The organism is Holophagales bacterium (assembly GCA_016699405.1).
Classification (GTDB): domain Bacteria; phylum Acidobacteriota; class Thermoanaerobaculia; order Multivoradales; family JAGPDF01; genus JAAYLR01.
The window spans coordinates 1,473,364-1,490,811 of record CP064972.1; the positions used below are offsets into that span (position 1 = coordinate 1,473,364).

At 67.0% G+C, this 17,448-nt stretch carries 14 protein-coding genes; 11 read left to right on the plus strand and 3 right to left on the minus strand.

Going from position 1 to position 17,448, the window contains the following annotated elements:
- Nucleotides 1-13 precede the first annotated feature (13 nt).
- From IPJ17_06360 to IPJ17_06380, 5 genes are all read left to right on the plus strand, one after another.
- Complete coding sequence (locus tag IPJ17_06360) at nucleotides 14-616, plus strand: sigma-70 family RNA polymerase sigma factor (GenBank protein QQR76106.1); 603 nt, start codon at nucleotides 14-16, stop codon at nucleotides 614-616.
- Between the two features lie 75 nt (nucleotides 617-691).
- Nucleotides 692-949, plus strand: a complete 258-nt coding sequence (locus tag IPJ17_06365) for a zf-HC2 domain-containing protein (protein QQR75195.1) — start codon at nucleotides 692-694, stop codon at nucleotides 947-949.
- On the plus strand, nucleotides 939-1,418 hold the full coding sequence (locus IPJ17_06370) for a TlpA family protein disulfide reductase (protein ID QQR75196.1): 480 nt from the start codon (nucleotides 939-941) through the stop codon (nucleotides 1,416-1,418). The genes IPJ17_06365 and IPJ17_06370 overlap by 11 nt, the downstream gene beginning before the upstream one ends.
- A gap of 265 nt (nucleotides 1,419-1,683) precedes the next feature.
- On the plus strand, nucleotides 1,684-2,883 hold the full coding sequence (locus IPJ17_06375; GenBank protein ID QQR75197.1) for a peptidoglycan DD-metalloendopeptidase family protein: 1,200 nt from the start codon (nucleotides 1,684-1,686) through the stop codon (nucleotides 2,881-2,883).
- A gap of 28 nt (nucleotides 2,884-2,911) precedes the next feature.
- A complete protein-coding gene (locus IPJ17_06380; GenBank protein QQR75198.1) occupies nucleotides 2,912-3,907 on the plus strand; it encodes a hypothetical protein in 996 nt (331 codons plus the stop codon).
- Nucleotides 3,908-4,063: 156 nt separating this feature from the next.
- On the opposite strand, the gene IPJ17_06385 is transcribed toward IPJ17_06380, so the two are convergent.
- From IPJ17_06385 to IPJ17_06395, 3 genes are read right to left on the minus strand one after another with little or no spacing between them, the layout of a single operon-like run.
- Complete coding sequence (locus tag IPJ17_06385; GenBank protein QQR75199.1) at nucleotides 4,064-5,434, minus strand: hypothetical protein; 1,371 nt, start codon at nucleotides 5,432-5,434, stop codon at nucleotides 4,064-4,066.
- Between the two features lie 2 nt (nucleotides 5,435-5,436).
- Entirely contained in the window at nucleotides 5,437-6,339 is a 903-nt protein-coding gene (locus tag IPJ17_06390) for a hypothetical protein (GenBank protein QQR75200.1), read from the minus strand.
- 10 nt (nucleotides 6,340-6,349) lie between these two features.
- Nucleotides 6,350-6,700 carry a helix-turn-helix transcriptional regulator gene (locus IPJ17_06395; GenBank protein QQR75201.1) on the minus strand — a complete coding sequence of 117 codons (351 nt, stop codon included), beginning with the start codon at nucleotides 6,698-6,700 and terminating at the stop codon, nucleotides 6,350-6,352.
- Nucleotides 6,701-6,814: 114 nt separating this feature from the next.
- Between IPJ17_06395 and IPJ17_06400 the strand changes: the two genes are divergently transcribed.
- The 6 genes from IPJ17_06400 (at nucleotide 6,815) to IPJ17_06425 (ending at nucleotide 17,430) form a co-directional block, all read left to right on the plus strand.
- Nucleotides 6,815-7,603 (plus strand): ABC transporter permease, encoded by a 789-nt coding sequence (locus tag IPJ17_06400; protein QQR75202.1) that lies wholly within the window; start codon nucleotides 6,815-6,817, stop codon nucleotides 7,601-7,603.
- Nucleotides 7,604-7,691: 88 nt separating this feature from the next.
- Nucleotides 7,692-9,419, plus strand: a complete 1,728-nt coding sequence (locus IPJ17_06405) for a VCBS repeat-containing protein (GenBank protein ID QQR75203.1) — start codon at nucleotides 7,692-7,694, stop codon at nucleotides 9,417-9,419.
- 222 nt (nucleotides 9,420-9,641) lie between these two features.
- On the plus strand, nucleotides 9,642-10,934 hold the full coding sequence (locus IPJ17_06410) for a hypothetical protein (protein QQR75204.1): 1,293 nt from the start codon (nucleotides 9,642-9,644) through the stop codon (nucleotides 10,932-10,934).
- Between the two features lie 260 nt (nucleotides 10,935-11,194).
- Nucleotides 11,195-12,487 (plus strand): hypothetical protein, encoded by a 1,293-nt coding sequence (locus tag IPJ17_06415; protein ID QQR75205.1) that lies wholly within the window; start codon nucleotides 11,195-11,197, stop codon nucleotides 12,485-12,487.
- A 284-nt stretch (nucleotides 12,488-12,771) separates the two neighbouring features.
- A complete protein-coding gene (locus IPJ17_06420; GenBank protein QQR75206.1) occupies nucleotides 12,772-16,044 on the plus strand; it encodes a fibronectin type III domain-containing protein in 3,273 nt (1,090 codons plus the stop codon).
- Between the two features lie 174 nt (nucleotides 16,045-16,218).
- Entirely contained in the window at nucleotides 16,219-17,430 is a 1,212-nt protein-coding gene (locus IPJ17_06425) for an ABC transporter ATP-binding protein (protein QQR75207.1), read from the plus strand.
- Nucleotides 17,431-17,448: the final 18 nt, after the last annotated feature.

The window sequence follows — 17,448 nt, forward strand, 5'->3', positions numbered from 1 at the left end:
CGAGGCGGCTGCGATGCCGTTTCTCGATGCCCTGTACAACACCGCTTTGCGCATGACGCGCAATCCGCAGGATGCCGAAGACCTGATCCAGGAGACCTACCTCAAGGCGTACCGCCACTACGACAAGTTTCAGCCCGGGACGAACCTCAAGGCGTGGCTCTTCAAGATCATGAAGAACACGTTCATCAACGAATACCGGAAGCGCCAGTTGGCGCCCCCCGCGAGCGACTTCGCCGAGATCGAGGAGACCTTCGAGAGCGAGGTCAGCGACGAGGCGCTCCGCCAGATCAAGAACCCCGAGGAAGAGGCGCTCGAGAACGTCCTCGACGAGGATGTCCAGCGCGCGCTCGACGGGCTTCCCGCCGACTACCGGATGGTGGTGCTGCTCGCCGATGTCGAAGGGTTTGCCTACCGGGAGATCGCCGAGATTCTCGACATTCCGGTGGGCACAGTGATGAGCCGCCTCTACCGTGGCCGCAAGAAGCTCGAAAGCGACATGCTGCGGTATGCCCGCGAGCACGGCTACCTGCGAGACGTCGAGCCGAGCAAGCTCAAGACGCGTGCGGACCCCGCCGCAGGTCGGGCAGGCGACCCCGCCGGTACCGGCAAGGAATAGCCGGCGGCCGTCGAGGGTTCACTAGAACGGACGGACCCGACCGCAAGAACCGGAACTCGAAGCAACCGACACTCCATGCACTGTAGGCGAGTCCAGCGCTTCATCTTCCTGTTCGCCGATGGGCAGGTGGCCGGCGCGGTCGAGGTCGCTTTTCGCAGCCATGTCGAGATCTGCCCGCAGTGCGCGCGTGAGCTCGAGGCAGCTATCCGGCTGCGTGCGCTGTTGCGACAACGGTGTCGTCGCGACTGCGCTCCGGCGCATCTGCGCTCGCGACTGCTCGGGCTCCTCGCGGGCCGGCTGGCGAGCGAGGCAGGGGAGGACGATGAGCGCTGAACGACTGACTGCCCGCGTGAAACGGATTGGGCTCTCGCTGGCCCTCTTGGTGACCCTTCTCGGCAGGCCGGTAGCCGGTGCCGCGGCTGCGTTCCATCTCGTCGGACTGGATGGGACCGAGCTCGGCGGCGCCCAGGTCTCCCAGGGCGTGACGATCGCCGTGGTGTGGGCATCGTGGTCCCCTCGCTGTCGCGACGTGGGCGTCCAAGCCAACGGTCTCGTCGAGCGGTGGTCGGGCAGGGCGCGGGTGGTGACCGTCAATTTCCAGGAGGAGAAGGACGCGGCGCGTATCTTCGCGGAGGAGCAGGACCTGCGGGCTCCCGTCTATCTCGATCCGGACGGCGAGTTCGCCAAGGCGTTCGGTGTCACGAACCTCCCGGGACTTCTCGTGCTCCGCGACGGGCAGGTGGCTTACAGTGGGAAGTTCCCCCCGGACGTTGACAAAGTTCTCTCCGAGCACGTCCCCTAGCCCGTCGCCATTGGCATTCTCGATCCCGCCGGGTCCGCGGCGGTGCTAAGCTCTCCCGGTTCGCCGCGGGTCGACCGACGGCCCCTTGGAGGATCTGACGCCGATGCCGCAGCCTTGGGGGAAAACGCTGGCCGGGAGGCTCCTCGGTCTCTTCCTGCCGGCGTCCGCGGTCGTCCTTGGTGGCCTTGCCGACGTGGGCTCTTCTCCGGCGCCCGGAATTGCCGGGGATGTCGCGGCAATGCGCTCAGCAAGCCGAGTCCCCGCGATGGTCGAGCGGCTGAGCAAGCGCCCCCTTTCGGTTCATCGCCAGGAAGCCCGTCTCGGACGTGGTCAGACCGTCGCCGAAGTGCTGCGGGGTCTCGGGCTGAGCGGGAGCGAGGCGCAAGCGCTCGTCGCCGTCTCCGCGAGCTTCGTCGACCTGCGCCAGCTTCCTGACGGTACGCGATGGGCCGCCGGCCTCGACGCGGATCGCCACCCGACCTCTTTCGAGCTCGAAATCGATGGCCGCGGCGTCTTCTCCGCGGAACGAGCGAGCGAGGGTTGGAAGGGCAGTTGGCGCGCCTTCTCGCGGACGGTCGAGCGTCGGGCGATCCAGGGCGAGGTGAACGGAGCCTTCGAGGGGGCGGTCGAGCAGGCGGGGGCTCCAGGCGATCTCGCCTACGCGGTAGCCGAGGTCCTGCAATGGGATCTCGACTTCAACCGCGACCTGCGACGCGGGGATCGCTTCGAGATCCTCTTCGAACAGATTCTGCTGGAAGGCAAGCCCTATTCACTTGGCAACGTCCTGGCGGTTCGCTACACGAACCGCGGTCGAACCCTCGAGGCCTATCGCTTCGGCTCCGGGGAGTATTTCGACGCGGAGGGTCGCCCGCTGCAGAAGATGTTCCTGCGGTCGCCGATCCCCTACTCCCGGGTCACGTCGCGATTCTCCTCGCGACGCTTCCATCCCGTGTTGAAGGTCGCCATGCCGCACTACGGGGTGGACTACGGCGCTCCGGAAGGCACCCCGGCGCGAGCGACCGCTGCGGGCGTCGTTGCCTTCGTCGGTTGGGACGGCGGCGGGGGCAAGACGGTGAAGATTCGCCACCCGAACGGGTTCCTCACCGGGTACCTTCACCTCTCGCGATTCGCCGCGGGTGTCACCGTCGGAAGCCGTGTCGCCCAGGGCGAAGTGATCGGGTACGTCGGGTCGACGGGGTTGGCGACGGGGCCGCACCTCGACTACCGCGTGCAGCAGAACGGGCGCTGGATCGATCCGCTCTCTCTCAACCGGGTTCCGGCAGACCCCGTGCCGCTCGCCAAGCTGCCCGAGTTCCTCGCTGCGCGCGATGCGATGCGGGTGAGCTTCGCCGAGCGCGCAGCGACAACGGTCGGCACGGCGACGCTTGCCAGCGCCGGGACCGTGCCTTCGCCGGCGCAGGCCACCGGGGGGCGCGAACCGACGGGTCGTGCGGGCAGCCGCTGAAGCCTCACCTCTGACCATCGAGCCGAACATGCAACCATCGCGAGCAAGAACGCGCTGCCGGGTCGATCTGGCAGGCGGGACCCTGGATATCTGGCCGCTCGGACTCCTGCACCGGGGGGCACGGACGGTCAACGTCGCCATCGACCTGTCGGTGGAGATCCGACTTCGGCCACTTGCCCGAGGCTTCCGCGTCGACGGTGCAGAGGGCGCTCCGATCATCGAAGCCGGCGACGTGGAAGTGCTGCTCCAAGAGCCGCAGACTCGCCTGGTGGGAGAGGTCCTCTCCTGGTTGGAGGCTCCGCCGGTCGAGGTGACGATCCGAACGCGCTCGCCACGTGGGGCGGGCCTGGGGGGGAGCTCGGCGGTCACGGTCGGGCTCCTGGCAGCGGGTTGGCACGCGATGGGGCGCGAGCTGCCCTCACCCACCGCGATCGCAGCGGTCGCGCGCGACCTCGAGGCCCGCCTCATGTCGTTGCCGACCGGCATGCAGGACCATCTCCCTGCCTTGCTGGGAGGAGCCTTGGAGATCCGTCAGCGACCGGGCGGAGCCGAGATCGTGCCGATCCCCGTGGACCTCGCGGACCTCTCGGCGTGCCTTGTCGTCGCCTACTGCGGGCATAGCCATTTCTCGGCCGGTGCAAACTGGGGGATCGTTCGACGCCGACTGGACGGAGAGCAGGACGTGACGGCCCGCCTCGACCGGATCGCCGAGGTTGCCGTCGCGATGGGCGAGTGCCTGCGGTCGGGCGACCTGTCCCGGTGTGGAGAGTTACTGACGCAAGAGTGGGACGCCCGCCGTGGTCTGGCACCCGGGGTCTCCACCCCCGAGCTCGAGACCCTGCTGGCCGTCGCGCGACAGGCCGGCGCCTGGGGCGGGAAGGCCTGTGGCGCTGGTGGCGGTGGCTGCATCGCCGTCCTGGCGCCTCCCGAACGGAAGGCCGCGGTTCGCGAGGCCTGCACGGCGGCGGGGGGCGAGGTCCTCGCCGCGGAACCCTCTGCGACTGGCCTGGAGCTTCTCGACTAGCGGGCTGGGGCAGATGAGACGCGTCGTCGCGTCGTGGCGAGCCCGGGATGAGGTGACGACGAGAGCGTCAGTGCTGGCTGTTGTCGCGAAAGCCGGGCGCGACGCGCCTGGACGAATTGGAGCGAAACGGGAAACCGGGGAGCCGGTAGCGAGAGCTCAGCGGCCGCCGAGCCGGTCCTGCAGCGTGGCCACGGCCGACTCGAAGCTCATCGTCGCGAGTGAGAGATGGCGGACCGTGCCGAAGCTCTCGCCATTGCTCTCGACGAAAGCGAGTGAACCGTCTCCGCTCTGCCACGCCAGGATCGCCGCGTCTCCCCGGGCGGAAATCAGCGATCGTGTTTCGGCGTCGACGGTGATCTCGCTCGGGATGGCCCAGGAGTGAAGCGCGCGAGCACGCACCAGGTGCGATAGCGCGACCGAGCCGTCGGTCGCCATCTCGGGAAGCTCGAACGTCGCGACCGAAGTGGCCGGGACTTCCGTAGCGACACCGCCGCGAACGGGCGTCGACACGAGGTCGATGATGTGCCCCCGGGCGCGCTCGGCAAGGGTGTTGAGCCCGCCGAGTGTGTCGTAGCCGGCGACGAGACCGCGGACCCCGTCGGCGGCGAACTGCGCCGCCGCGGGATGGAGCAGCGTCGAGAGGTCGATGATGTGGCCGCGAGCCCGGTCGGCCAACGTGTTCATCTGACCCGGGTAGAGAGTCGCGCCGAGGTCGATGATATGGCCGCGGGCTCGATCGGCAAGGATCGACAACTCGCCGGGAAGAACCTGCAATTCGACGCCGAGCAACCGCCCACTCTGCGGGCTCAGGAAGATCAGGCCGAGTCGGGGTTCGTCGCCGTTGCGCTGTACCGCCAGGGAGCTGAACAGGGCGCTCGCCGGCGGGGCGCCGAAAGCGCTCGCCTGATCGAGCTCGTCGAGCGCGAAGACGCGGGGAGAGCCGATCGGCTTGCCGTCGACGAGGACGACGGGCGCGTAATGCAGGCTCGGTCGAATCGCTCCCGGCGCCCACCAGAAGAGGTGGGCCACTTCGCGCGAATGGCGGCGGACGTCGCTGCCGTCCTCGGCGGTGACCGAATACTGGTCGCGCGTCAGGATCCAGGTCGGCTCGGGCGCTCCGGCGGCCAGCTCGGCGGTCAGCAAGTCGCGAGGCTCGAGCCAAGTGCCGAACTCGATGTCAACCATGCGGGACACGAACCGGCGCTGGTTGCCGCTCTCCTGGCTCATCCAGAGAAGGTCGGCACGCACGCCATCAGCAGCGAGCGAGACCGAGATCAGTCGATCCGTCGCGGCCGACTCGGTACCGGGGACGATCTGCGTCGCCGGAGCAGCTCCGGGGACCGAGAGGGTCATCGAGAGGGCGGGGTGCGCGGGCTCTCCCGAACCGCCCGGCACGACCACCTGCGCATTGCCGACCTCGAGAACGACTCCCGCGGACGTGACGAGCCGCGAAGGCGCGCCTTCGGCGAACGCCGGCGCCGCAAGCGCGGTCAGGAGAAGAACGGGAGCAAGGCCGCGGCGCGTCACGATCAACCTCGGAGATTCACCAGATTGAGGACGTCGTGGCGGATCAACAGCTCGGAGAGGTATTCGGCGTCCGGGAAGAACTCGCTCTGAAGCTGCCGGAAGAAGAGCCGAGCCGAAGCTTCGTCGCCACGAGCCTGGGCCGCTCGCCCGAGCAGATAGGTCGCGTTCTTCGAAGCTTCCGTCTCGCCGAGACGGGTGGCGAGCTGACGAGAGCGGGACGCGTGGCGAGTGGCGCGGTCAGGCCGTCCGGCCTCGAGCCAGGCGAACGCCAGATCGAGCCCGCAGAGCACCTGATGGCGCTCGGCGCCGAGCGACCGCAGGGCTCGCTGGCTGGCGAGCAGCAGGCGGAGCCCGTCGCGGGCGCTGCCGAGGGCAACGCGGCAGTATCCAAGGTTGTAGAGCGAGACGGCTCGCCGCAAGGGTGAGCGCTCACCGATCACGGCCAGGGCACGCTCGTACTGCGTGGCGGCCTCGGTGATCTGATTCTCCGCGACCAGGAGGTTGCCGAGCTGGTTGCAACTCGAGGCAATCCACTCCGGCTCGCCGAGGAGCTCGGAAGCATCGCGGGCGATCCGGGCGTAGAAGGCCGCCTTGCGCGAGTCGTGACGGATCTCGTAGGCGCGCGAGAGCGTGTAGGAAGCCAGCCGGCAGTTCACCCGGTCGCTGCTGCGCAAGAGAAGCTCGCGCAGGTCCGGGACGAAGGCCTGGCCGTCGCCAAGCTCGAGCGCGAGGGCGGCACGGTTGCAGAGCAGTCGGTCGCGGACGTCCGGGCTGCCGTGCGTGCTCGCCCAGTCCCAAGCCAGATCGACCAGGCGCCGGGCCTCGTCGAGATCGCCGGCCTCCGCGGCCGCCATCCAGAGGGGGCGGGCCGTCTCGAGGTCGTTGAGGCTCTCGATGAGATTCATGCCCGTCAGATTACAACAAGGTCAAGGGTTCGCCAAGCCCTGCCGGGCGGGATCGGCGACGGGGCGGGGCGCTCTCGTCGGCATCGGGATCTCCGCCAGCGCCGGTCGATCGGCCGGGCGGTGGATCGGTCGGGCCGGGGTTCGTCGCGGCGGCCAATTCGCGCTCGGCTCCCAGAGCCGAGAGGATCCGCACCAGGGTGTCGAGCCCGACGCGATAGGTCCCGCGCTCGAGCCGGGTCAGTTCGACGACCGACAGGCCTGCCCGGGCAGCGACGTCGGCCACCTCGAGCTTCCGTTCTCTGCGAAGTCGTCGCAAGGTCGTGCCGAGCAACGCATCGCGATCGTCCGGGTCGTGGGACACCTTGACTCCTCGGCGAACCGGCCAACTTGCACGTCGTCTGCGCCGTTCTGGCACAGTAGCGGCGCCGCTACGTCGTGTCAAGGAATTGCCTGGGGTAGGCTGAGCAGAGCGCTCATGTCTTTTCTCGACGCCATTCACCGCCACGGATTCGTCTTCCGCGAGCTCGTCCGCCGCGACCTGCAATCACGATATGCGGGCTCCGCCCTCGGCGTCCTGTGGTCCTTCGTGCATCCGGTCTGGCAGCTCGCTTTGTTCACCTTCGTCTTCTCCTGGGTCATGCGGGTGCCCCTGGCCGGTCAAGGGACGGAACGATTCGCCATCTTCCTCTTCGCCGGGCTTCTCCCTTGGATCGCTGTCCAGGAGGCGATCGTTCGGGCGACCACCGCCGTCACCGACAACGCGACGCTCGTCAAGCGGTTGAGCTTCCCGAGCGAGGTCCTCGTCGGGGCGCCGGTGACGGCCGCGTTGGTTCACGAAGGCATTGCTGCCAGCGTCTTCGGCCTAGCGCTCTTCGTCCTGGGAGAGGGGGACTTGCGACAGGCCTACTGGCTGGTGCCGGCAGTCATCCTGCAGTGCGGCTTGACGTTGGGGCTCGGGCTGATCCTGGCGGCCGTGCACGTTTTCTTTCGCGACACGTCGCAGCTCGTCTCGATCGTGCTCTCGGGGTGGTTCTACCTGACCCCGATCGTCTACCCGCTGACGATGGTTCCCGAGTCGTGGCGCCGATGGCTCGAGCTCAATCCGCTCGTCGCCCTGGTCGGACTCTATCGGTCGGCGCTGCTGGGCGGACCGATGCCGACGTGGCGGGCCCTGACGGTCTTGGCGTTCTCGGCCGCGCTGGCGTTCTCGGCCGGCGCGGCCCTCTTCCGACGGCTGCGCCCCTCTTTCTCCGACGAGATTTGATGGGGTGCTGGCTTGCCCTTTGCATCTCCTGGAAGCCGCCGGTACCGCCGGCCTCTCCAGCCAGCCATCTCATACGAGGGAGCTCTCGATGTCGCACCGTCTCTCCTACCGCTTGTCCCTGGCCGTCGTGGCGAACATCCTGTCGTTCGGAGTCGTGACGCTTCCGGCTGCCGGGGATGAACCGCCGAAAGCTGCGACCGCGGTGCCAGCGCCGTCGGCGGCCACCCCGCAGCCCCACTTCGGAATGTCCCAGGCCGCACTGATGCCAGGTGGCGAGCAGCCGGCGCAGCCGATCGAGCCGCCCGACGGCAAGTGGCTGAAAGACGAGAGCGGACGGGAGTACTTCGTGCACAAGATTCCGAAGTCCGACCCGTTCGTCATCGGTGTCGAAGGCAAGCTGCTCAAGCTGCGATGGAACATGGAGGCGGACCTGGTGGGTCAGGACCGCGAGAACTACCTGATCAAGTGGTATCGGCCGACGACCGAGGCGACCGGCCCCGGCCGGCGGCGAATCGACCCGGCCGAGCAGGCCCGGCTGCTCGCCTCGCTCCGTCCGGAGGTTCCGGAAGTGGACCGGCTCGAGTTCCGCAACGTCGGGGCGGGACTTCCCGAAGAAGGGCAGTGGCGGGAGGGTTTCCGCCTCTTCGACTTCAACCAGGACGGAAAGCTGGACATCGTCCACGGCCCGGCGCGAAAGATCGCCGGACCGCCGGTGGTTTTCGCCGGAGACGGCAAGGGGAATTGGAAGCGCCTTCCCTCGGTCTTTCCTCGCTTGTCGTATGACTACGGAGACGTTGCCGTCGCGGACTTCAACGGGGATGGCCTTCCGGACATCGCCCTGGCGATGCACATCAAAGGCCTGATGGTGCTCGCCAGTGACAAGAAGTCAGGTGCTTACGAGAGCTGGAGCGGTGGATTGCCGTACGAAGTCCCGGGTCGTGGCGGTGCGGCAGCGGGCTTCGCTTCGCGAGCCATCGCGGCGGTCGACTGGAACCGTGACGGGAGGCCGGACCTGGTGACCCTGGGCGAGGGGCCGAGAATGGCGGCCTCTTCCGACGGACCCCGCGTGGGCCAGTCGGAGTCCTATGGAGTGGTCGTCAGCCTCAATCAGGGCGACGGGACCTGGAAGCGCATCGACCACGGCATGGTCGACGGGAACATCTTCGGCAACTCGCTGGCGGTCGGCGACGTGAACGGCGACGGGCTCGCCGATGTCGTGACCGCGTCGGGGATCCAGGGCCGAGAGGACCTGATCAATCTCGGTCAGCCCGATGGATCCTGGATCACCCAGACCCTCGATCCGCTGCCGGACGAGAGCTACGTTCGTGCCGTCGCCCTCGGCGATCTCGATGCCGACGGCCGGCTCGACATCGTCGCCGGTTACCTGACCTTCCTCGGAAAGAAGTGGACCTCCGGAATCGACGCCTATCTCAACCGGGGCGATCATTGGGAGCGTCATCAACTCATCGGAGAGGCCTCTCGAGAAGGGTTCTCGGCACTGGCGGTGGGCGACCTGGACGGGGATGGTCGAGCCGATGTCGTCGCCCTGCGCGGCGAAGGCGCGACGCTGGTTCTGCTCGGGGACGGCAAGGGGGGGGCGGTACGGGAGGCGTCTCCTGAGATCACGGTCTGGAAAGGGTGCGGCGGATCGCACGTGGAGCTCGGCGATCTCGACGGCGATGGGCGACAGGAGCTCGTGACCGCTTTCGCGGGCGAAGTCTCCGGATTCGCCGATCCGACCAAGTGCCTCAACGGTGGAGGGATCCAAGCCTGGAAGGCAACGGCCAAGGCGCCCGCCGTCGATGGGGGGCATTGACGGAGCTTCTGAGTCTTGGGTACTATCGGCAAGAATTCGCCTGCGACCCTGCCTTTTCTCGAAGACGAGAGAAGCTGGACGCGGCAGACTTTGTGATCAGAATCCTTGAAGGGGGGGTGATTCTCCATCCCGGAGTGGCACGAGCAAGAACGAATCGAAGTGGCTGGTCCCGGGGCGTTCCCGCGGCCGGCATGTTCAATCGAATCGAGGAGAATCTCTCAAATGAAGAAGCTCGTTCTCTGCCTCGCCCTGGTGAGCCTCGTGGCTCTGGGTGGACAGGCTTCCGCCGTGATCGGCACCGTCGACGACGTGCCGGCCGCGACCCTGCTGCTGCCGTACTTCGAGGTCGACCTGGCCAACACGAACGGCCTGACGACCCTGTTCTCGGTCAACAACGCTTCGGCGACGGCGGTTCTCGCCCACGTCGTGGTGTGGTCCGACCTGTCGGTGCCGGTGCTCGACTTCAACATCTACCTGACCGGCTACGACGTCCAGACCGTCAACATGCGCGACATCATCAACGGCACGCTGCCGCGCACCGCTTCGGCGGGCCAGGACCCGGGCGACACGATCAGCCCGAAGGGCGTGTTCTCGCAGGACATCAACTTCGCGAGCTGCACCGGCCAGCTGCCGCTCGGCCCGCTGTCGGCGACCTACATCGACCACCTGAAGAAGTCGCTCACCGGCCAGGCTTCGTCGCTGCTCGGTGGCCGCTGCGCCGGCCAGGTGTTCGGTGACAACGTCGCTCGTGGTTACGTGACGATCGACACGGTCAACAACTGCACGCTGCGCTTCCCTGGCGATGCCGGCTACTTCGTGGCCGGTGGCACGGGCGACGCGACGAACCAGAACGTGCTGTGGGGCGACTACTTCTTCGTCACCCCGGAAGAGAACTACGCGTCGGGCGAGACGATGGTCCACATCGAGGCCTCGGCGACGAATCCGGAGACGTCGGTCCCGGGTCAGTACACCTTCTATGGTCGTTACGTGACGTGGACGGCGGCGGACAACCGCGAGCCGCTCGCCACCAACTTCGCGACCCGCTACATCCTCGGCGGCGCCTTCTCGGGCGGCACCGACCTGATCGCCTGGCGCGACTCGAAGGTCAACCAGGGTGCGTTCACCTGCCCGGCGTCGATGGGCGTGCGTCCGTCGTGGTACCCGCTCGGTCAGGAACAGATCGTGATCTTCGACGAGCAGGAGCATCCGGAAGTTCCGCAGACGACGCCGGTTTCGCCGCCGCTGCCGAACGAGGGCATCATCCCGTTCCCGGCCGAGGCTCAGCGCACGGCTGTTGACAGCGAAGACTTCCCGGTTTCGTTCAGCTTCGGCTGGCTCTTCCTCAACCTGAACGCCACCGTGGCCGCCGCCGGGAACAACCCGCCGGAGGATCCGCTCGCGGCGCAGGCTTGGGTCGAGACGATCATGTCGGCCGAGGGCCGGTACAGCGTGGGCTTCGACGCCATCAAGCTCGACAGCGCCACGGCTGCCAGCCACACCCACATCGGCAACTAAGCTCGACCGCCTCACTGCCTCATCGACGGGCCCCGGTTCGCCGGGGCCCGTTTCTTTTTTGGCAAGGTTCCGGGCTGCGCCTGTCAGACCTGCCCTTGGTGGCCGGCTCTCGATCGGCTATGCTGGACCGAGTTCAAGTCTTGAGCGGGAGGTGATGTCCTATTCTCTGGGACCGCGCGCTTGACGAAGGAACCGAAGTGGCTGGTCCCGGGGCGTTCCCGCGGCCGGCATGTTCAATCGAATCGAGGAGAATCTCTCAAATGAAGAAGCTCGTTCTCTGCCTCGCCCTGGTGAGCCTCGTGGCTCTGGGTGGACAGGCTTCCGCCGTGATCGGCACCGTCGACGACGTGCCGGCCGCGACCCTGCTGCTGCCGTACTTCGAGGTCGACCTGGCCAACACGAACGGCCTGACGACCCTGTTCTCGGTCAACAACGCTTCGGCGACGGCGGTTCTCGCCCACGTCGTGGTGTGGTCCGACCTGTCGGTGCCGGTGCTCGACTTCAACATCTACCTGACCGGCTACGACGTCCAGACCGTCAACATGCGCGACATCATCAACGGCACGCTGCCGCGCACCGCTTCGGCGGGTCAGGACCCGGGCGACACGATCAGCCCGAAGGGCACCTTCTCGCAGGACATCAACTTCGCGAGCTGCACCGGCCAGCTGCCGCTCGGCCCGCTGTCGGCGACCTACATCGACCACCTGAAGAAGTCGCTCACCGGCCAGGCTTCGTCGCTGCTCGGTGGCCGCTGCGCCGGCCAGGTGTTCGGTGACAACGTCGCTCGTGGTTACGTGACGATCGACACGGTCAACAACTGCACGCTGCGTTTCCCTGGCGATGCCGGCTACTTCGTGGCCGGTGGCACGGGCGACGCGACGAACCAGAACGTGCTGTGGGGCGACTACTTCTTCGTCACCCCGGAAGAGAACTACGCGTCGGGCGAGACGATGGTCCACATCGAGGCCTCGGCGACGAATCCGGAGACGTCGGTCCCGGGTCAGTACACCTTCTATGGTCGTTACGTGACGTGGACGGCGGCGGACAACCGCGAGCCGCTCGCCACCAACTTCGCGACCCGCTACATCCTCGGCGGCGCCTTCTCGGGCGGCACCGACCTGATCGCCTGGCGCGACTCGAAGGTCAACCAGGGTGCGTTCACCTGCCCGGCGACGCTCAACCTGCGTCCGTCGTGGTACCCGCTCGGTCAGGAACAGATCGTGATCTTCGACGAGCAGGAGCACCCGGAGGTTCCGCAGACGACGCCGGTTTCGCCGCCGCTGCCGAACGAGGGAATCATCCCGTTCCCGGCCGAGGCCCAGCGCACGGCTGTTGACGGCGAGGACTTCCCGGTCTCGTTCAGCTTCGGCTGGCTCTTCCTCGACCTGAACGCCACCGTGGCCGCCGCCGGGAACAACCCGCCGGAGGATCCGCTCGCGGCACAGGCTTGGGTCGAGACGATCATGTCGGCCGAGGGCCGGTACAGCGTGGGCTTCGACGCCATCAAGCTCGACAGCGCCACGGCTGCCAGCCACGCCCGCATCGGCAACTAAGCTCGACCGCCTCACTGCCTCATCGACGGGCCCCGGTTCGCCGGGGCCCGTTTCTTTTCCGGTCGGCGATCAGGTCGGGGCCTGGCTCGTCCGGACGCGGTCGGTGCCGGGCCTGGCCCGAGGCTTGCATTGCTTGATTTGGCTCGGCCAGTTGGTGCACCTGCCCCTCGGGACGAGGAGCGCATCGGCCGTTTGGGTTACACTCAGAACGACGGGTCCGGCACCCTAGTAGGGAGAGTTGCACCCGGAACACGAGAGGATCGCCTATGTCCCGATCGAACTCCATGACGTCTGTCCGAACTCTCGTTCAGGCAGCGGCGGTGCTTGCTGTCCTCGGAGCGCCGGCGAATGCCCAGTTCACGTGCGACCGGCAGGGATGTGGCGCCATCTTCGCTGTCCCGCCGATTACCTGCAACGCCACGCCAGCCACGCCAGCGCCCTCGAGCCTCTGGGGAACCCTGACGCCGGTGACCGACCTGAACGGTTCGCCGCTGACGATTACCCACTGCATCGGGAGCACCGGGCAGCCGTCGCCGGCAGACTGTCGTGACTCCTCGGGCTTCAACGAGTTCCAGCAGACCTATGCCAGCTACCCGATGTTCACCGGGGTGGACATCGAGAACGGCTATGGCATCGTCTCGTACAGCCACGGCCTGCAGGTCTGGGACCTCCGCAGTACGCCGGACAGCCCCGCACTCCTGGGCAAGGCACATCAGAGTGCCTTCCCATGGTGGACGGTGGGCGAGGAGAAGTGGCCGATCCGCGCCGTCGACGCCCCGTCGGGGGTCGACACGGTGGCGGTTGTCGGCGGCGCCGCTGGATTCGGAGCCGCGATCCTCGACCTGTCGAGCAAGAGCTCACCGACGGTGAAATACCAGTTCAAAGAGAAGACGGTCGAGGAGGTCTATGCCGCGACGATCGGCGGGAGACACTACGCCTTCGCGGCAGCCTACGCGGCATCCAGCGGTCTGCCTGGGCTATACGCCCTCGACATGACCTCGGCGCTCTCCCTGGGGACCTACTGCAACGAAGACGAGACGACTCTCCACTGCGGTGGCGGGGTCTACAAGGGACGGATCGGCTCCTTCGGTGCCGTCTACGTTGCGGGTGTCGACAACTACATCGTCGTCAGCCACGCACCGTCCACTGGATTCGAGATCTACGACGTCTCGAACATCGCCTCCTGCAGCGGCGGTACTTGCACGGCCGTGCAGCAGAAGCTCTCGGGACTGTCCACGCAGGGAGTCTACGGTGTCGCCCTTTGGAAGCAGGGCTCGGTCTACTACCTCGGGGCGCGCCTCTTCAACGAGCTCCGCATCTACGACGTTAGTTGCATCACGAGCTCGTGCGGCAGCCTACCGGCGCCGCTGGTCACCAAGTCCCTGATCAGTGCCAACACGTCGTTCTACTTCCTGACGTTCTCGCGCTCCGGCACCACGCCATTTCTCTTCCTCGGCAGCGACAACCGCTGCGGTGTCCCCGAAGTCAACCGCGAGTGGCTGTTCAACGTCAGTACGCCGTCGAATCCGGTCGATGTCACCCCGACGCCGACGCTCCAGGCGTCCGGAATCTACAACGGCGTGACCCAGACCTACAGCGTCGGCTACTGGGGCTGGTACCTCCGTGCCAACCCGACAGGCTTCAACTACGTCGGGCCACGGCGTGGCAAGTTCTACAACAACATCTTCTACCGTGCCGCCTTCGCGCTGTTCGACTTCCATTCGTGGGGGAGCGCTGGGCCGGTGGCGCCGACGATCGCCAGCGTCACCGCCTCGCCGAACCCTGCCCTGCAGTGCGGTCTCGTCACACTGACCGCCAACGGCGTCACCGGCTCGCCGACGCCCTCGCTCACCTGGGAAGTTCGGAGTCCTTCGAATCAGCTCGTCTCCTCGGGAAGCGGAGTCAATCCCTTCTCCTGGCAGACCGGTCCGACAACGTCTCCCGGTGTCTACACAGGAACCGCGACGGCACAGAACAGTGCTGGAAGTGACGCCAAGGCCGCCTCGATCACCATCAACAGCCCACCGACACTGGCCTTCCTCGCGGCACCGACGGCCGACACGCCGGTCGGCGTCGTCGTGCAGTTCCACGTCCAAAGCCAGGGAGCGACCGAGTGGGCCTGGGACTTCGGCGACAACACGCCGCTCAACTGGACGAGCGATCCCACATCCGGTCCGAATCCGGCGCACACCTATCCAGGGATCGGGACCTACAACGTCACGGCCTACATTCGTAACTGCGGCGCCGGACCGATCACGAGCAGCACGATCCAGGTCCAGGTCACCTCGAGCTGCAGCGGCTTTGGCATCACGAAGTTCCTCGCCACGGTCGGCAGCAACATGACCTGCACCGCAGGCTTCGGCTGCGTGGTCGATGCCGGACCGATCACCTTCGACGAACAGGTTGCCTGCGGGCCGACGTACTACGACTACGACTGGAACGGCGACGGGATCTACGAGGACTGGGGAAACACGGGCTCAATCCTCACCCGCTCCTTCTTCGTGCCGGGCAACTACCAAGCGACCATGCGCATTCGCAAGGACGCCCAGTCGGCGACGGCGATTCACGGTTTCCCCACCGGCACCCTCATCATGCGCGTCTTCGAGGGGGCCAACCCGTCGACGACACTTCCTCCCACGGCACCGACCGGCCTCAGCGCCACGGTGCTCTCGGAGTCGTCGATCCGCCTCAACTGGACGGACACCTCGACCTTCGAGAACCTGTTCCACGTGATGATGTCCGTCAATGGCGGCGCCTACTCCGAGATCCAGGTCCTGCGACCGAACGTCACCGTGCTGACCTTGGCCGGGCTCACCCCATCGACGCCGTACAGCTTCAAGATCCGGGCAAGCAACGACGCCGGCTACTCGAGCTATTCGGCGGTCGCCTCGGGTACGACGCAGGCGTCGGTCCCCGCGGCACCGACGAGCGTGGCCGCCGCGACGCTGAGCTCGAGCTCGGTGCGACTGACCTGGGTCGACAACTCCAACAACGAGACCAGCTTCCGTGTCGAGGCGAGGACCGGCGCTGCGGCCTTCGCCGAAGTCGCGAGCTTCGGGGCCAACACGACGACGGGCGACGTCACGGGCCTCAGCCCGAATACGACCTATGACTTCCGGATGCGTTCGGCCAACGGCCAGGGATTCTCCGGCTATACCTCAACAGTCTCTGCGACCACGCTGCCGCTTCCGCCAGCAGCGCCGATCGACCTCGCGGCAACCCCGATCTCGCACGGGTGGATTCGGCTCGACTGGGCCGACGTCGCTACGAACGAAACGGACTACCGAGTCGAGATGAAGGTGGGCACCGGCCCGTACTCCGAAGTGCTGACCCTCGAGCCGGATGCGACGCGCGCCGAGATCACGGGCCTCGCCCCGCTGACGGGGTACACCTTCCGAGTCCGGGCCAGCAACGCCGGCGGATTCTCGGCCTATAGCGGCGAAGCGCCGGCGTCCACGCCGGCGAACACCGAGCTCTTCCTCTCGGGCCTCGAGGCGACGGGCTCGTTCGGATTGCCCGGAGGGTGGAGCGAGGTCTATCCCGGGCCGCCCTCCTGAGTCGCTTGGTCAGACGGACTCTCGTCTCGGATCGAGACGAGGGTCCGTCCTGAATCGACACGCGAGACCGTCCACTCGCCAGGAATGTCGTTTGCGCCTCGGCCCGGTTCCCCCTCGTCCCACCGGAGCCAAGGTCTCGCGACGTCCCGGCGACCTGAGCCGTATCTTCCACTGATGTCCGCACCCCAACCCGCCCCGGCCCCGGTCATCTCGGCCCGAGCGCTCAGCAAGTCCTACGCGACCTATGGGTCGAGTTGGCAGCGCCTCGGCGCGCTTGCCGGACTGGGCGCCCCCGGTCGCCGCCATGTGGCGCTCGCCGATGTCAGCTTCGTTCTGCAGAAGGGCGAGAGTCTCGGACTCATCGGCGAAAACGGTGCCGGGAAGAGCACCCTGCTCAAGATCGTTGCCGGCGTCACGGCTCCGACGAGCGGTCAGGTCGGGGTGACCGGCCGGATCACCTCGCTGCTCGAGCTCGGGAGCGGCTTTCACCCGGAGTTCACCGGCCGGCAGAACATCCAGCTCAACGCCGCATTGATCGGCCTCTCCGCCACCGAAACCGCAGAACGCACCCCGGCAATCCTCGACTTCGCCGAGCTCGGGGAGTTCATCGACCGACCGGTGCGCACCTACTCGACCGGCATGGCCATGCGACTCGGCTTCGCGATCGCCACCTCGGTCGAGCCAGACGTTCTCATCGTCGACGAGGCGCTTTCGGTCGGCGACGGCTACTTCCAGAAGAGGTGCATGGACCGGATGCTCGACTTCGTCGAGCGTGGAGGGACCCTGCTCTTCTGCTCGCACGCGATGTACTACGTCTCCACCTTCTGTGAGCGGGCGATCTGGCTCTCGAAAGGGGAGGTCGTCTCCTTCGGACCGGCCAGCGACGTGATCCGGGAGTACGAAGAACACCTGACGAGAAAGTCCGCTCCGAGGGTGAGGCCCGACGAGCTTGCCGTCCACCACGACGTCGCAGCGCCCCGGCCGGGGAGAATCCGTGCCGTGCGGCTGGAGCCCAGCCGAGGCGAGCACCCGTTTCTCCGGCGAGGCGAGACGCTCCGCATCGGTGTCGACTGGGAGGCCGACTCGCCGGACCTGGAATTTCACCTCGGGATCGGTGTCAATCGCAGCGACGAAGTCGAGGTCATGTCGTTCGCCACGCATCTTTCCGGAGTGCCGCCCTTCTCCGGTTCGACCCGCTACCACGCCGAGCTCGAGATCCCGGACCTGCCGCTGACCAAGGGCGAGTTCGTCCTCTACGCCTTTCTCCTCGATCGTGTCGGTCTGCACGTGTTCGACCGCCACGTCATCCGTCCCGCGTTCAGTATCCAGGGCGGGCGGTATCAGCTCGCCCTGCTGGAGACGGCGCACCGCTGGATCGTGAAGTGAGGCGCTGGTTTCCGATCA

Coding starts and splice junctions, on each gene's coding strand:
- IPJ17_06360 (QQR76106.1), top strand. CDS start 14: ATGCCGTTTCTCGATGCCCTGTACAACACCGCTTTGCGCATGACGCGC.
- IPJ17_06365 (QQR75195.1), top strand. CDS start 692: ATGCACTGTAGGCGAGTCCAGCGCTTCATCTTCCTGTTCGCCGATGGG.
- IPJ17_06370 (QQR75196.1), top strand. CDS start 939: ATGAGCGCTGAACGACTGACTGCCCGCGTGAAACGGATTGGGCTCTCG.
- IPJ17_06375 (QQR75197.1), top strand. CDS start 1,684: ATGGTCGAGCGGCTGAGCAAGCGCCCCCTTTCGGTTCATCGCCAGGAA.
- IPJ17_06380 (QQR75198.1), top strand. CDS start 2,912: ATGCAACCATCGCGAGCAAGAACGCGCTGCCGGGTCGATCTGGCAGGC.
- IPJ17_06390 (QQR75200.1), bottom strand. CDS start 6,339: ATGAATCTCATCGAGAGCCTCAACGACCTCGAGACGGCCCGCCCCCTC.
- IPJ17_06400 (QQR75202.1), top strand. CDS start 6,815: ATGTCTTTTCTCGACGCCATTCACCGCCACGGATTCGTCTTCCGCGAG.
- IPJ17_06405 (QQR75203.1), top strand. CDS start 7,692: ATGTCGCACCGTCTCTCCTACCGCTTGTCCCTGGCCGTCGTGGCGAAC.
- IPJ17_06410 (QQR75204.1), top strand. CDS start 9,642: ATGAAGAAGCTCGTTCTCTGCCTCGCCCTGGTGAGCCTCGTGGCTCTG.
- IPJ17_06415 (QQR75205.1), top strand. CDS start 11,195: ATGAAGAAGCTCGTTCTCTGCCTCGCCCTGGTGAGCCTCGTGGCTCTG.
- IPJ17_06420 (QQR75206.1), top strand. CDS start 12,772: ATGACGTCTGTCCGAACTCTCGTTCAGGCAGCGGCGGTGCTTGCTGTC.
- IPJ17_06425 (QQR75207.1), top strand. CDS start 16,219: ATGTCCGCACCCCAACCCGCCCCGGCCCCGGTCATCTCGGCCCGAGCG.